Origin of the sequence: Dietzia sp. SL131, from assembly GCF_026672565.1 — a bacterium.
Classification (GTDB): Bacteria; Actinomycetota; Actinomycetes; order Mycobacteriales; family Mycobacteriaceae; genus Dietzia; species Dietzia kunjamensis.
In genome coordinates, this window is sequence record NZ_JAPPRI010000003.1 from 2,321,625 (window position 1) to 2,334,452 (window position 12,828).

General features: G+C 69.9%; 14 protein-coding genes, 1 pseudogene and 1 riboswitch. Of the genes and pseudogenes, 6 read left to right on the forward strand and 9 right to left on the reverse strand.

All coding sequences use genetic code 11. From position 1 onward, the window contains the following. Positions 1 to 360, reverse strand: a complete 360-nt coding sequence (locus OVA21_RS11800; RefSeq protein WP_096906961.1) for a hypothetical protein — start codon at positions 358 to 360, stop codon at positions 1 to 3. A 130-nt stretch (positions 361 to 490) separates the two neighbouring features. Then, entirely contained in the window at positions 491 to 1,255 is a 765-nt protein-coding gene (locus OVA21_RS11805; RefSeq protein WP_268092445.1) for a 3-oxoacyl-ACP reductase, read from the reverse strand. 87 nt (positions 1,256 to 1,342) lie between these two features. Next, positions 1,343 to 1,440: riboswitch (TPP riboswitch) on the reverse strand. A gap of 110 nt (positions 1,441 to 1,550) precedes the next feature. Between OVA21_RS11805 and OVA21_RS11810 the strand changes: the two genes are divergently transcribed. Next, on the forward strand, positions 1,551 to 2,006 hold the full coding sequence (locus OVA21_RS11810) for a hypothetical protein (protein ID WP_268092446.1): 456 nt from the start codon (positions 1,551 to 1,553) through the stop codon (positions 2,004 to 2,006). A gap of 45 nt (positions 2,007 to 2,051) precedes the next feature. Here OVA21_RS11810 and fgd read toward each other — a convergent pair whose 3' ends face one another. From fgd to OVA21_RS19350, 3 genes and pseudogenes are all read right to left on the reverse strand, one after another. Continuing rightward, positions 2,052 to 3,071: a glucose-6-phosphate dehydrogenase (coenzyme-F420) gene (gene fgd / locus OVA21_RS11815; RefSeq protein ID WP_268092447.1), complete on the reverse strand. Its 1,020-nt coding sequence runs from the start codon at positions 3,069 to 3,071 to the stop codon at positions 2,052 to 2,054. A gap of 46 nt (positions 3,072 to 3,117) precedes the next feature. Beyond that, positions 3,118 to 4,002, reverse strand: coding sequence for a TIGR03619 family F420-dependent LLM class oxidoreductase (locus tag OVA21_RS11820; protein WP_268092448.1), 885 nt, complete (start codon positions 4,000 to 4,002; stop codon positions 3,118 to 3,120). Positions 4,003 to 4,041: 39 nt separating this feature from the next. Continuing rightward, positions 4,042 to 4,341: pseudogene (locus OVA21_RS19350) on the reverse strand (SDR family oxidoreductase); the annotation flags it as partial. A 339-nt stretch (positions 4,342 to 4,680) separates the two neighbouring features. Between OVA21_RS19350 and pgi the strand changes: the two are divergent. After that, positions 4,681 to 6,378, forward strand: a complete 1,698-nt coding sequence (gene pgi / locus OVA21_RS11830; protein ID WP_371607110.1) for a glucose-6-phosphate isomerase — start codon at positions 4,681 to 4,683, stop codon at positions 6,376 to 6,378. Here pgi and OVA21_RS11835 read toward each other — a convergent pair. Both OVA21_RS11835 and OVA21_RS11840 read right to left on the reverse strand, forming a co-directional pair. Further along, positions 6,375 to 6,851 carry an SRPBCC family protein gene (locus OVA21_RS11835; protein ID WP_096906955.1) on the reverse strand — a complete coding sequence of 159 codons (477 nt, stop codon included), beginning with the start codon at positions 6,849 to 6,851 and terminating at the stop codon, positions 6,375 to 6,377. The two genes, pgi and OVA21_RS11835, sit on opposite strands and share 4 nt — an antisense overlap. Positions 6,852 to 6,930: 79 nt before the next feature. Beyond that, positions 6,931 to 7,146, reverse strand: a complete 216-nt coding sequence (locus OVA21_RS11840; protein WP_096906954.1) for a hypothetical protein — start codon at positions 7,144 to 7,146, stop codon at positions 6,931 to 6,933. A 154-nt stretch (positions 7,147 to 7,300) separates the two neighbouring features. Between OVA21_RS11840 and OVA21_RS11845 the strand changes: the two genes are divergently transcribed. Further along, a complete protein-coding gene (locus tag OVA21_RS11845; protein WP_096906953.1) occupies positions 7,301 to 7,600 on the forward strand; it encodes an EthD family reductase in 300 nt (99 codons plus the stop codon). 22 nt (positions 7,601 to 7,622) lie between these two features. On the opposite strand, the gene OVA21_RS11850 is transcribed toward OVA21_RS11845, so the two are convergent. Both OVA21_RS11850 and OVA21_RS11855 read right to left on the reverse strand, forming a co-directional pair. Next, positions 7,623 to 8,282, reverse strand: a complete 660-nt coding sequence (locus OVA21_RS11850) for a TetR/AcrR family transcriptional regulator (protein ID WP_096906952.1) — start codon at positions 8,280 to 8,282, stop codon at positions 7,623 to 7,625. Between the two features lie 56 nt (positions 8,283 to 8,338). Continuing rightward, positions 8,339 to 10,177, reverse strand: a complete 1,839-nt coding sequence (locus OVA21_RS11855) for a flavin-containing monooxygenase (protein WP_096906951.1) — start codon at positions 10,175 to 10,177, stop codon at positions 8,339 to 8,341. 214 nt (positions 10,178 to 10,391) lie between these two features. Here OVA21_RS11855 and OVA21_RS11860 point away from each other — a divergent pair, with 214 nt between their 5' ends. Genes OVA21_RS11860 through OVA21_RS11870 form a run of 3 tightly spaced genes read left to right on the forward strand, consistent with a single transcriptional unit; the run spans position 10,392 to position 12,821 of the window. After that, entirely contained in the window at positions 10,392 to 11,333 is a 942-nt protein-coding gene (locus OVA21_RS11860; protein WP_096906950.1) for an aspartate dehydrogenase domain-containing protein, read from the forward strand. Between the two features lie 32 nt (positions 11,334 to 11,365). Then, on the forward strand, positions 11,366 to 11,632 hold the full coding sequence (locus tag OVA21_RS11865; protein WP_067716453.1) for a hypothetical protein: 267 nt from the start codon (positions 11,366 to 11,368) through the stop codon (positions 11,630 to 11,632). Between the two features lie 4 nt (positions 11,633 to 11,636). Beyond that, positions 11,637 to 12,821: an NAD(P)/FAD-dependent oxidoreductase gene (locus OVA21_RS11870; RefSeq protein WP_096906949.1), complete on the forward strand. Its 1,185-nt coding sequence runs from the start codon at positions 11,637 to 11,639 to the stop codon at positions 12,819 to 12,821. Positions 12,822 to 12,828 lie beyond the last annotated feature (7 nt).

Consider the following 12,828-nt stretch of genomic DNA (forward strand, 5'->3'; position numbering starts at 1 on the left):
TCATCCCACCGCCGCCAGGACGAGCGAGATCGGCAACGACAACAGCACCACAGCCGAGACTGCACCGCCGATCACCTTGCCGATACCGGACCACCACAGGGTGGAGCACTCCGCGGCGAGGGCGTTGGCGGACAGCGGCGCCGCCTGCTGCCCGAGCGCGGTGGCGTCGGCGACGGCCACCGCCGGCCAGGTCCCGGGCACACGGCGCCGCGGGTTCGTCCCGAGGTCGTCGGCGACGAGGGCGGCCCGCTGGGCGTCCCACTCGGAGAGCTGCCGGGTGAAGCGGGCGACGGACTGCTCGGCGAGGGCTGTGCGCCGCCCCTCGGCCGTTCGCGCGAGGCCCGTGGGCACCGTTCCCATACGGAATCCCTCCTGCGTGTCACCGTCCGGGCCGCGCCCGGTCCTGTCGTCGGGACCCGAACCCGGGCCCTACGTCGAACCTAGTCCAGCACCACGACACGCAGAACCCCCGCGAGCGGGCCCGGCCGACTCAGCCCTTGACCAGGCCGCCGTCGAGGATGAGGTTCTGCCCCGTCACCGCGCGCGCCCACGGGGAGGCGAAGAACAGCACCGCGTCAGCGAGCTCGGCAGGAGTGATCGCGCGCCGCAGCGGGGTCCCGGAGGCGATGAGGTCGAACACCTCGTCAGGCGTAGCGGCACTGGCGTCGGTGGTGCGCAGCAGGCCGCCCGAGACCATGTTGACCGTGATGCCGTCCGGCCCGAGGTCGGTGGCGAGGGTGCGGGTCAGCGACAGCGCGGCGGCCTTGGCGGCGGTGTAGTCGTGGTACGGCACCACCGGGTGCTGGAACAGGTTGGTGCCGATGGTCACGATCCGCCCGAACCCCGCCTCGCGCATCCCCGGCAGCGCGGCCTGGGTCGTGGCGAGGGTGGCCTTGACCGCGCCACGCAGCTGGGAGTCGAAATCCTCCCAGGTCAGGGTCTCCGGCCGCGGCCTGGCATCGCCGTTGAACTCGAAGTCGGCCAGCGCGTTGTTGACGACCGTGCTGATCGGTCGACCGAAGTGGGCGCGGGCCGCGTCGAAGAGGGCGCGCACCTCGTCGTCGTCGGTCACGTCCGCGCGTAGTGCGACGGCGCGGTCCTCGCCGAGCTCACGGACGAGGTCGGCGGCGGCGGCCTCGCTGCGTCGATAGTTGACGACGACGAGGGCGCCCTCGCGGGAGAAGGCGCGGATGATGTCCACGCCGAGTCCGCGGGCTCCGCCGGTGACCAGGACGACCTGCTCGTTGATACGCATGCCACTCGCTTCCCGGTGGTTCCTCACGGGGAGCGCGATGCCCACCTGCCCGCCGCACGATGACCGCACGAGAGGCGACGACGCCCGGGGCGACGCGCACGACATTCCTCCGCTGGAACTACCCAGTTCAGGTTCGACGGGTGTGTTCTCAGCCGCCCGGATGGGCGGCACCCCGTGTCGAGTGCGAGCCTAGGCCACCCGCGGCCGGCTGAACGCGAAGCCACACTGCCGATCTGTCCCGCGTGGCTGGACAACCGTCCTAGGATCGGCGAACGCCCCCGACGATCGGAGCCCCGTGACCGCCGCCCTGCCGACCTCGCTCGGCCGATTGCGCGCCCTGTTCTCGCAGGCCACGCCGCCGACCGATCTGCCCGCCCCGGGCGACTACCTCGTCACGTTCGTCGGCCCGGCACCGCTGAGGGTGGTGGCACCGCGCGCTATCGCCCTCGGCGGGATGCCGGGCTGGCAGGGCAAGCGTTTCGCCCCCGGGGGCGGCGCGATGAACCTGGTCGACGACGACGAGGGCCGCCCGCCACGGGAGACCCTGCCGATGCGGGTGACGCTGGAATCCTCGTGGTTCGACGGCGGTCAGGTGATCGTCTGCTCGTACGGCGCCTCGAGCCCGGTGCCGTGGCGCTGGGTGCGGGACGAGTTCCGGCCGCTCGACGACCGGCGCCTGATCGGCCTGACCTTCGCGGGCGGGCCCTGGTCGCGGTTCGCGGCGGCGCCGCTGCTGCTCACCCGGGCCTGAGCCCGGGGTGAGTGGCCGGGCGGGTCACCGGCCCGCCCACGGCGCCTACGCGAGGCGACGCAGACGCGGTTCGAGGTCGGTTTTGAACAGGTCGAGGAAGCGTTTCTGGTCGTGGCCCGGGGCGTGGAAGACCAGATGGTTCAGGCCGGCGTCGACGTACTGTCGGACCTGCTCGACGGCCTCGTCGGGGTCCGAGGCGACGATCCACCGCTTGGCGACCTGCTCGATCGGCAGCTCGTCGGCCAGCCGCTCCATCTCCCGCGGCGAATCCACCGAGTGCTTCTGCTCCGGAGTGAGGCTGAGCGGGGCCCAGAAGCGGCAGTTCTCCAACGCCGCCTCCGGGTCCGGGTCGTAGCTGATCTTGATCTCGATCATCCGATCGATCTGCGCCGAGTCCCGCTCGTTGATCTGCGCGCCCTCCTCGACGGCCGGGAGCAGCTTGTCGGTGTACAGCTCCATCCCCTTGCCGGAGGTGCAGATGAACCCGTCGCCCACCCGGCCCGCGTACTTGGCCACCACCGGACCACCCGCCGCCACGTACACCGGCACGCCACCCTCGGGCACGTCATAGAGGAACGCGTCCTTGGTCGAGTAGTAGTCACCCTCGAAGTTGGTGGTCTCACCGGTCCACAGCTCGCGCATGAGCCGGACCGACTCACGCAGGCGCGCGAACCGCTCCTTGAACTCCGGCCACTCACCCTGGTGGCCGGTGGCGATCTCGTTGAGCGCCTCACCCGTGCCCACCCCGAGGAAGATGCGGCCCGGGTACAGGCACGCCATCGTCGCGAACGCCTGGGCGAGCACCGCCGGGTTGTACCGGAACGTCGGCGTCAGCACGGAGGTGCCCAACTGCAGCCGCTCGGTACGCTCACCCACCGCCGTCATCCACGCCAACGAGAACGGCGCATGACCACCGTCGTGACGCCAGGGCTGGAAATGATCCGACACCGTCGCCGAATCCATCCCCGCCTGCTCCGCCAGCACGGCGAACTCCACCAGATCACGCGGACCGAACTGCTCGGCCGACGCCTTGTAACCGAGCTTCAGGGACGGGGTGTCGGGCATGTGGGGCTCCTTGGGGTCGTAGCGGTGTGGTTGATGTGTGTCGAGGTCATGCGCTGATGTACTTCTCGCCGAACCGGGCGATAGCGTCGCGCTTGGCGTCCAGGGGGGCGTCGTATCCGTGGCCCTCGATCAGCCACGGGATGACGATGACATCGGTGACCCCCGCCTCCTCGAGTTGGGCGAAACCGCGGGTGCCGTACCGGTCGGTGCAGGCCACCTGAATCTCGAACGGCCGGCCGTCCCCGCGGTCGGCGAGGGAGCGGCCGTCGGCCTCGAGCAGTTCTCCGAGGCGGGTGATGGTGGCGGCGATCTCGTCGAATCCCATCATCGCCGAGGTCCACCCCTGGCCGACCCGGACGGCTCGGCGTAGCGCCGGAGCGGTGTGGCCGCCCACGTAGAACGGCACCTGGGCCACGGGCGGCGGGTCCAGTGTGAGGCGGTCGAAGTCGAAGTGCTCACCGTGGTACTCGAACCACCCGCCGTTACCGGCCAGGCGAATGATCTCGAGCATTTCGTCGACCCTCTTGCCACGCCCCGGGTAGGGGACTCCACACCACGCGAACTCGTTGGGGTCCCATCCGATCCCCACCCCCAGGTCGATGCGTCCGCCAGTCAGGTGGGAGACCGTGGACAACTGCCGCGCCAGCAGCAGGGGCTGACGGGGTCCGAGTTTGAGGACCTGCGGGCAGAACCTGATGGTCGAGGTGGCGACGCCCATCGCAGCGATCGCGGTCAGGGGTTCGACCCACGGGGTGTGCTCGTCCCACATCCGCGCCCCGTCGGGCGTGTACGGGTAGTCGGTGTCCTGCCGGTGGGGCAGGAACAGCGAATCGGGAAGCGTGACGCGGGCGAAGCCCGCGTCCTCGGCCGCGCGGGCCAGGCCGAGGAGTTGGTCGATCGGGCTGAACGCGACCGGAACGGAGAACTGCATGATGTGACCTCTTCTGTCGGAGAAATGTGGATGTGGTGATCAACCCCACCGGGACTGACCGCCGTCGAGCGGAATGGTCACGCCGGTGAGGTAGGACGCCTCCGCCGTGCACAGCCACGCCACGGGCCGGCCGATGTCTGCCACGGGGTCGCCCACCCGCCCGGCGGGTATGCGGGCGATGAACCGCTCGGCCTCCTCCGGGTTGTGACGCATCCACCAGTCGAGTCCGGGGCTGTGGGCATGGGGGGCGACAGCGAGCGCTCGGATCCCGTCAGGACCCCGTTCACAGGCTGCCGCCCGGGGGAGCGATCGGATCGCCTCCTTTGCCGTGCGGAACGCGGCGTCCGAGTACTCGTCCAGCGGCATCGGTTCCGCGAGCAGCACCACCGCGGCTCCGGATTCGGCCAGCGCGAGGGCTATGCCCCGGCCCACCCCCTGACCGGCGCCGGTCACGACGGCCACCTTGCCGGACAGGCGGGCCGCAGCACGGGCGGGGATCATCGTCGTGCTCGTGGTGGTCATCGAGGCCTTTCACGTCGGTGCAGCCGGGCGGGTGCGTCGACCCGCCACCGCCACTGTAGTCACCTGTGTACGGAAACTGTAGTCAACTGTGTACACCACGGTATCGTCAGCCTCGCCCCCCTCCGCCACCACACCGAAGGACTGCCCGTGAACAGCATCGACATGGACATCAGCACCACCGATGAGTGGCGAGCGGTCGAGGGGCTGGCCGCCTCGACGGGTGAGACCACCCTGCGTGAGTTGTTCGACCGAGACCCCGACCGCGGGAGCCGACTGGGCGTGACGGCAGGCGATCTCTACATCGACCTGTCCAAGAACCTGGTCACCGATGAGGTCGTCTCCGCGCTCCTCGGCCTCGCTCGCGTCGCGGACCTGCCGGTCCGCCGAGCAGCCATGTTCCGCGGCGACCGCATCAACACCACGGAGGACCGTGCCGTCCTGCACACGGCCCTCCGACGAGATGCCGATGACACGCTGACCCTGGATGGTTGCGACGTGGTCGTCGACGTCCACGAGACCCTCCGGATGATGACCGCCTTCGCCGAGCGGGTCCGGAGCGGGGAATGGACCGGGTACACCGGCAAGAAGATCACCACCGTCCTCAACATCGGCATCGGCGGATCGGATCTCGGGCCCGCGATGGTCGACCGGGCCCTACGCCCCCTGCAGACCGGCGGGATCACCGCCCACTACGTGTCGAACGTCGACCCCCGCGACCTCGACTCCACCCTGGCCGGGATCGACCCCGAGACCACCCTGGTGATCGTCGCCTCCAAGACGTTCACCACCCAGGAGACCCTCGCGAACGCCCACGCCGCCCGTCGATGGTTTCTCGATCGCCTCGGCGCGGAGGACGCCGTGGCCGCTCACTTCGTCGCGGTCTCGACAGCCTCCGACGAGGTGGCCGCGTTCGGCATCGCCGAGGAGGCGGTGTTCGGCTTCTGGGACTGGGTCGGTGGCCGTTTCTCCGTGGGGTCCGCGATCGGGCTCAGCTGCATGATCACCCTCGGGCCCGGGGTCTTCACCGAGTTCCTGGAAGGCATGAACTCGATGGACGAGCACTTCGCCACCGCGGCGGATGACCGCAACGCGCCCCTGCTCATGGGGCTGCTCGGCGTCTGGTACACGAGTTTCCTGGGGGCCCAGTCCAAGGCCGTCATCCCCTACGCGCACGATCTCGCCCGCTTCCCCGCGTACCTCCAGCAGTTGACCATGGAATCGTTGGGCAAATCGGTCCGGCTCGACGGCTCCCCGGTGGCTCACCCCACCGGGGAGATCTACTGGGGTGAGCCGGGGACGAACGGCCAGCACGCGTTCTTCCAACTCCTGCACCAGGGCACTCACCTCGTCCCCGTCGACTTCATCGGCATCGCCCGCCCCTCGGACGGAACGATGGCGGCCGACGACCGCGTGGCCATGCACGACCTGCTCGTGAGTAACATGTTCGCCCAGTCCCGGGTGCTGGCTTTCGGCCGGACCGACGCCGAGCCGCGCGCCGACGGCATCGAGGCCGCTCTCCGCCCTCACCGGGTGATGCCCGGAAACCGTCCCTCGACGACGCTCCTCGCGCCCTCGCTGTCCCCCGGCGTCCTCGGGCAGCTCATCGCCCTGTACGAACACGTCGTCTTTGTCCAGGGGGCGATCTGGAACATCAACGCCTTCGACCAGTGGGGAGTCGAACTGGGGAAGAAGCAGGCCCGCGACCTCTACCCGGCACTCGCCTCCGACGAACCCGGCGGTCCCGAATCCAGTGGTGCCGAATCCAGTGGTGCCGACACGGATTCCTCCACAGCGGCCCTCATCGCCCGCTACCGGGCCGCACGCGGCCGTGACCGGGCGGCGGACCGCGGTTAACCCGCGGTCTCGTACTTCGCGGCCAGGCGGGAGAGCGTCTCGGTGATGCCGGACGCGTTCTGGTCGGCGACGCCGATCTTCTCGAAGACCTTGCCGATCTTCGAGGGCCGGGGATCGAAGCACTCGGTGACCTCGGTACGCCCATCCGCGGTCGGGGTGAACTCCCAGCGCCAGCGGTGGCCCGCGGGGTGCGCCCACTCGATGACCTTCTGGTCGGGCGTGTCGATGTACTCGGTGACCGTGCTGGTGATGCGGTACGGGACGCCGTACATGCGCATCGAGGTGGTGAACTTGGCGCCCTCGGACAGGGTCGACGGCCCCTTGACGTTGCTCTTGACGGTCCCCGAACCGTCGACGAGCCCGTGCTTGCGCGGGTCGGTGACGAGCCCGAACAGCTCCTCGGCGGGGGCGTTGACGGTGACACTGCGGGCGACGACGCGGGGGCCGCGGTCGACGGTGGTGATGGCGGTCATGGCAGATCGGTCCTTCCGGAGTTCTCGGGATCGGATCACACCACGATAGGGCCGCGGCCGGTACCGCGGTGGTCTGTGATCAGTGCGCGGTGGGCGTGGGTCCGTGAGCTGTTCGGCGTGCCACGTCACGCCACAGTTCGGCGACACTCCCCACGACCACACCGATGCCTGCGCCCATCACCATCCAGGTGGCCAGGTTCGGGGCGCCGGCGATCACGACTCCGAGGACGGTGCCCACCCCGGCCCCGTAGAGGAGCCCCAACCCGACCAGCGGTCCCGCCGCGTGCGACCTCATGGGTCCACGCTAGAACCAGCCCGGGACGGGATCAACGGATCAGTGCGGACTCGCCTGACGGACCGGACCCGGGGCGCCGTGGACTGGGGCATCATCACCGCTACGACACCCCACGGCCGGCCATCGTGCCGGGCGCCCCTCGAAAGGAAACCCCTTGATCACTCTCACCGTCCTCTACGGCACCCCCGACGACCTGGAGAAGTTCGACGAGTACTACACCGGGACGCACATTCCCCTCGCCCTCAAGGTGCCCGGCCTCGAGGACGCCAAGGTCACGCGCTTCCTGCCCGGCCCGGACGGATCCGCACCCGAGTTCCATCTCATGGCCCAGTTGTTCTTCGCGGACGCCGAGGCGATGGGTGCCGCGATGTCCACCGAGGAGGGCCGGGCCCTGGCCGCGGACGGCGCCAACCTCGGCGTCACCCCGACCATGCTCGTCGGCAGCACCGAGTAGTCGGTAGCGCCGGGACACAGCCTCACCGGACCTCCGCCACTCCCCACGCCCCCAACCAGATCGCCTTGATGGACGCCAGCATCCGGGCGGACTCGGCTTCGGCGGGCTTGAGCGACCGGTCCTGGTAGAAGGCCATGACGATCATGTCCGTCAGCCTGTCGACGATCGCCCCGTGGTCATCGGACAACGGGGCGATCAGCCCGGCCTCCGCGTCCTGCCCCATCTGCTCCGAGAGGTGGGCGTTCAACCCCGTCACCAACTCGGTCCAGCGGGACCTCACCTCGTCGTCGTATCCGGTCGCCTGTACTCCGGCCACCATCACCTGGTCGTGTTCCACCCACGCGGCGTAGGACTGGCCGAAGAGCCGGTCGAAGTAGTCGGAGTGCGATTCCCCGGCCCGCCGGTGGTAGCTCCCGACGGTGTCGATCCAGGCGTCCCAGGCCCGCCCGACCAGCTCCCCCAGCACCTCGTTCTTGGACTCGAAGTAGAAGTAGAAGTTCGGCCGCTTGATCCCCGCGGCCTCGGTGATGTCCTTGACCGAGATGTCCGATGCCGGCATCTGCTCGAGCAGTCCCTCGAACCCGTCGAGGATGACCTGCCGCTGGACCTCGCCTTTAGGGATACGCCTGCGACGGCCGTCGACAGCGTCGGAGGCCGGTGTCGGTGACGGGCCGGAAACCATGATCGCCAATCCTAGGGTCGCGGGGCGCGGGGTCCGTCAGGCGTGCGGCCCGTCGCTCAGGCGACCGGGACCGCGGTGCGGGACGACTCGAAGACCAGGCCCTCGAAGCGACCCGAGTTCCACCAGTCCTCGATCATGTTCCAGAAGTCGATCTCCGACGAGTTGTACACGTCGCGGAACACGGCCTTGGACACCTCGCCCTGCCCGTTGTAGTACCCCGGAGTGCACCCACCCCAGTACGCCTCGCGCGGCTCGTTGGACCGGCGCACCTCGGCGACCCAGTCGGCCTCGGCCTCGGCCGTCGGCTCGAAAGTGCCGAGATCGTTGTCCAGCAGGTGCTTGACCAGCCGAGCGGCGTGCCGGGCCTTGCGGTCGAGCATGTAGACGAAGTTGACGTAGTAGGCGGTCTGCGACATCCCCAGCTCGACGAAGTTCGGGAAACCGTGCGTGAAGAACCCGTGGAAGGTCCGGGCCCCCTCGGAAAAGTACTCCTGCATCGAGTGACCCTCGCGCCCGATCACGTCGTAGCCGTAGATGCCCGCCGGGCCGGACCCGGTCTCGAAGCCGGTGGCGAAGATGATGCAGTCGACCTCGTAGTGCGTGCCCGCCACCACGATCCCCGTGGAGGTGATCCCGTCGATCCCGGTCGGCGACGCGGCCAGCGTGACATTGGGCCGGTTGAACGTCTGCAGGTACTCGTCGTTGAAGCAGGGGCGCTTGCACATGTAGCCGAACCACGGCTTGAGACCGTCGGCGGTCGCGGGATCCGTGACGATCGAGTCGACCCGCTGATGGGCGCCCATGAGCAGCTTCATGTCCGCGAGCTCGGCGACCAGCGCCTGGTCCGCCTCCGGGAGTTCACCGACGGGCGTGTCCACCAGGGGCTGGCCCGTCAACTGCGGGAACAGGTGGGTCCAGCCGTCGTCGACCAGGTTCCCGTCCACCTCGTGCCCGGAGATGATCCCGTTGAAGTTGTCGTGCCGCTCGTACTGCCAACCGGGCTGGAGCGACTCGGCCCACCGCGGGTCGGTCTTGCGGTTGTTGCGCGGCTGCACGACGCTCGGCGTGCGCTGCACCACGATCAACTCCTCGGCGTCCTCACCGAGGTAGGGCACCACCTGCACGCCGGTGGCGCCGGTGCCCACCACGGCGACGCGCTTGTCGCGCAGGTTCTCCAGGTTCCCGGCCGCCGATCCGCCGGTGTAGTCGTAGTCCCAGCGGCTGGTGTGGAAGATCTTGCCCTCGAAGTCCGCGATCCCGGGCACCTTCGGCAACTGCGGCTTGGTCAGTGCGCCGTTGGAGCGCATGAGGACGCGAGTGCGGAACCGGTCGCCGCGGTCGGTGGTGACCTCCCATCGCTGGGCCTGCTCGTCCCACTGCGCGTGGGTGGCGCGGGTCTGGAAGTAGGTCTTGTCGTAGAGGTCGTAGTGCCGGCCGATGCGCTGGGCGTGCTCGAAGATCTCGGAGCCGTCGGCGTACCGCTGGCTGGGGATGTACCCGGTCTCCTCGAGCAGCGGCATGTAGATGTGCGATTCGATGTCGCACTGGACGCCCGGGTAGCGGTTCCAGTACCAGGTACCGCCGAAGTCGCCGCCGTACTCGACGATCCGGAAGTCCTCGACGCCGTTCTGCGTGAGGTAGGCACCGGCGGTCAGCCCCCCGAACCCGCCTCCCAGGACCAGGGTGTCGAGCTCCTCGGTGACCGGCTCGCGGGTGATCGGGTCGGAGAACGGATCGGCGTCGTCCACCTCGAGGAGGTCCTCCAGGCCCTGGAACTGGGCCAGTTGGTCCCGGCGCAGGCGGGCCTGCTTGTCCGCCTCGAAACGCTGACGGAGGTGGTCGGGGTCGAAATCGATGTCGAGGGGGATCTGCGATTCGGGGAGGGTGAAGGCCATGCTGGTGTCCTTTGGCGAAGGGTGCGTCCGCGGGCAGGGGTTCCGTGGACGGGGTGTCGATCAAACTTGACGCTCCGTCAAGTTGTGACGAGCATTACATACACTGTGTGATGTGCGCAACAGGCCAACGGGGATTCGGGCGGGCCGGACAGGTGGCCGGCACGTCCCACACCGACAGGTCCCGGCTGATCAAAGTAGGTACGGTGGCCTCACCATGACCCCTCCGCGCTCCCCCTCGCCCGACCCGGCCGGTTCCGCGGCGAGCCCGGTCGATGTGACCGGCTCAGCCGATCAGGCCGCGCGCACCCGGCCGCTGGTGGTCGCCGTGATCGGTGCCGGCGCGATCGGCGGCGCGGTCATCGAAGCACTCGAGCGGGGCGACGTCCCCGGGGCCGGGCTCGGCGATGTGCTCCGCTCCCGCAGCACGGACGAGGAGATCACCGACGCCATCGAGGCGGCCGACGTGGTGGTTGAGGCCAGCAGTGTTGACGCTGCCGAGGAGTTCATCCCGCGAGTGACGGCCGCCGGCACGGACATGATCGTGTGCTCCTGCGGGGTGTTCGCCCGCCACTCGGACCCCCTCGAGCTCCTCGCCCGCGGGCCCGTCTCCGGTCGCGTACTCGTCCCCGCCGGGGCGGTGGGCGGACTCGACATCCTCTCGGCGGCCGCACTCGCGGGCACCGACGACGCACTCCTGCGGCACTACACCATCAAGAGCCCGGCCGCGCTGGACGTCGACGAGCAGCTCACCGAGCGACGGGAGGTGTTCCGCGGGTCGGCCCGCGAGGCGGCGCTGGCGTTCCCGCTCACCTCCAACGCCTCGGTCGCGCTCGCGCTGGCCACGCTGGGATTGGACCGGACCGAGGTGGTCGTCGTCGCCGACCCGGAGGTCCGTCGCACCCGCCACGTCGTGGAGTGGGTCTCGCCGATGGGTCGCTACGAGCTGCAGTTCGAGAACGCCGTGGACCCCGACTCCGGCGGCCGCACCTCGGCGATCACCGCGTGGTCGGTCGCGGAGGTCCTCTCCGGTCTCGCGGCCGGGGCGGGGCCGGGCGTGGTGGTGCTCGGCCAGGACCCGGGCCGCGGTTCGCGTCGAGAGGCGAAAGACCGGCCGGTGACAGGCCGACCGGTGGAAGCTCGACCGCCGAGCCCCTAGCGTGTGGGTCCCAGTCAACGAGAGGTGCGACTATGACCAACGCCCGACCGTCAGACCCGGATCCCGCCCAGAGCCCGGACGTGGATGACACCGGTTCCGCCCCCGCCGGGGTGACGCCGGACTCCGACTCGACCTCGTTGCAGTCGGACAGTGCGGCCAGGAAGCAGGCCCCCACGGAGCGGCAGAGCCCGACTCCTCAGCCGGGACGCACGAGTCCCGTCGTGTGGATCGTGGTCATCGCCATCGTCGTCCTCCTCCTGGTGGTCGGCCTCGTCGGCTACGCGTTCGAGGTGTTCTAAAGCCATGCCCGCCGCGTTCGACACCGTGATCGTCGGGGCAGGCAATGCCGGGGTCTCCCTGGCGGCCCGCCTCAGGCGCGATGGCGTGGGCGGCATCGCGCTCATCGACCCCAGCCCGGTGCACCGCTACCGGCCGATGCTGAACTACGCCGCGGCCGGGCAGGCACGCATGTCCCGCTACGAGCGGGCCATGGCGACCGTGGTCCCGGACGGGGTCGAACTCGTGCCGCACGCGGCCACCCGCGTCGATCCCGACGCCCGGACCGTCACCCTCGACAGCGGCGCGTCCGTCAGCTACCGCGACCTGGTGTTGTGCCCCGGTCTCACCCCGCACTGGGAGGAGATTCCGGGACTGCAGGAGGCCTACGTCGACGGCTGGGCGGTGTCCGCCCACGTGCCCGAGTACGCCGGTCGGGCATGTGCCGCCCTCGTGCGTGAACGTGAGGGCACCGTGGTGTTCTCGGTTCCGCCCGAGCCGGCATCCTGCGGCGGGACGGTGCTCAAGGCGATGTTCCTGGCGTGCGACCGGTGGCGGCGGGCCGAGGTGCTCGACCGGATCGACGTGCACCTGGTGACCCCGTTCGGCGGACTGCTCGGACTGGAGAAGATCGACTCCCGATTGCAGCCGTTCATCGAGGACTACGGCATCACGGTGCACGCCGACACTCGGGTGACCGCTGTGGACCACGCCGCCCGGACCGTCTCGCTCGACGGCCCCGCCCCGGTGACCCTCGAGCACGTCAACCTCGCCTACGTCACCCCGGACAGCCGCGCACCGCGATTCGTCGCCGACTCGGGCCTGGCGACGGGCGACGCCGCCACGCTCGTCGAGGTGGACCCCCGCACCCTGCGCCACACGCGCCACGAGACGGTGTGGGGACTGGGGGACGCCGCGACCGTGGACACCCGCCCGTCCGGTGGCGCGTTGCGCGACCAGGTCGCGGTGGTGGCCGACAACCTGCGCGCCGCCCGCGACGGTGGGCCGCTGAAGGAGTACGACGGCTACACGGTCATCCCCGTGGCCGTGAGCAGGGGCCGACTGGTGCTCGACGAGCACGACCGGGACGGCCGGCCGGCCCCGTCGGTGCCGGGGATCGACCTCTTCGCCCCGCGACGGATGACGTACGCGTTCGACCGGTTCGTCCAGCCCGTCGTGTACTTCCGCAAGCTCCTGCGCGGCCGGGTCTGACCCGGCG

Coding starts and splice junctions, on each gene's coding strand:
- OVA21_RS11800 (WP_096906961.1), bottom strand. CDS start 360: ATGGGAACGGTGCCCACGGGCCTCGCGCGAACGGCCGAGGGGCGGCGC.
- OVA21_RS11805 (WP_268092445.1), bottom strand. CDS start 1,255: ATGCGTATCAACGAGCAGGTCGTCCTGGTCACCGGCGGAGCCCGCGGA.
- fgd (WP_268092447.1), bottom strand. CDS start 3,071: ATGCCCGACACCCCGTCCCTGAAGCTCGGTTACAAGGCGTCGGCCGAG.
- OVA21_RS11820 (WP_268092448.1), bottom strand. CDS start 4,002: ATGCAGTTCTCCGTTCCGGTCGCGTTCAGCCCGATCGACCAACTCCTC.
- OVA21_RS11835 (WP_096906955.1), bottom strand. CDS start 6,851: ATGACCGCCATCACCACCGTCGACCGCGGCCCCCGCGTCGTCGCCCGC.
- OVA21_RS11840 (WP_096906954.1), bottom strand. CDS start 7,146: ATGAGGTCGCACGCGGCGGGACCGCTGGTCGGGTTGGGGCTCCTCTAC.
- OVA21_RS11850 (WP_096906952.1), bottom strand. CDS start 8,282: ATGGTTTCCGGCCCGTCACCGACACCGGCCTCCGACGCTGTCGACGGC.
- OVA21_RS11855 (WP_096906951.1), bottom strand. CDS start 10,177: ATGGCCTTCACCCTCCCCGAATCGCAGATCCCCCTCGACATCGATTTC.
- OVA21_RS11860 (WP_096906950.1), top strand. CDS start 10,392: ATGACCCCTCCGCGCTCCCCCTCGCCCGACCCGGCCGGTTCCGCGGCG.
- OVA21_RS11865 (WP_067716453.1), top strand. CDS start 11,366: ATGACCAACGCCCGACCGTCAGACCCGGATCCCGCCCAGAGCCCGGAC.
- OVA21_RS11870 (WP_096906949.1), top strand. CDS start 11,637: ATGCCCGCCGCGTTCGACACCGTGATCGTCGGGGCAGGCAATGCCGGG.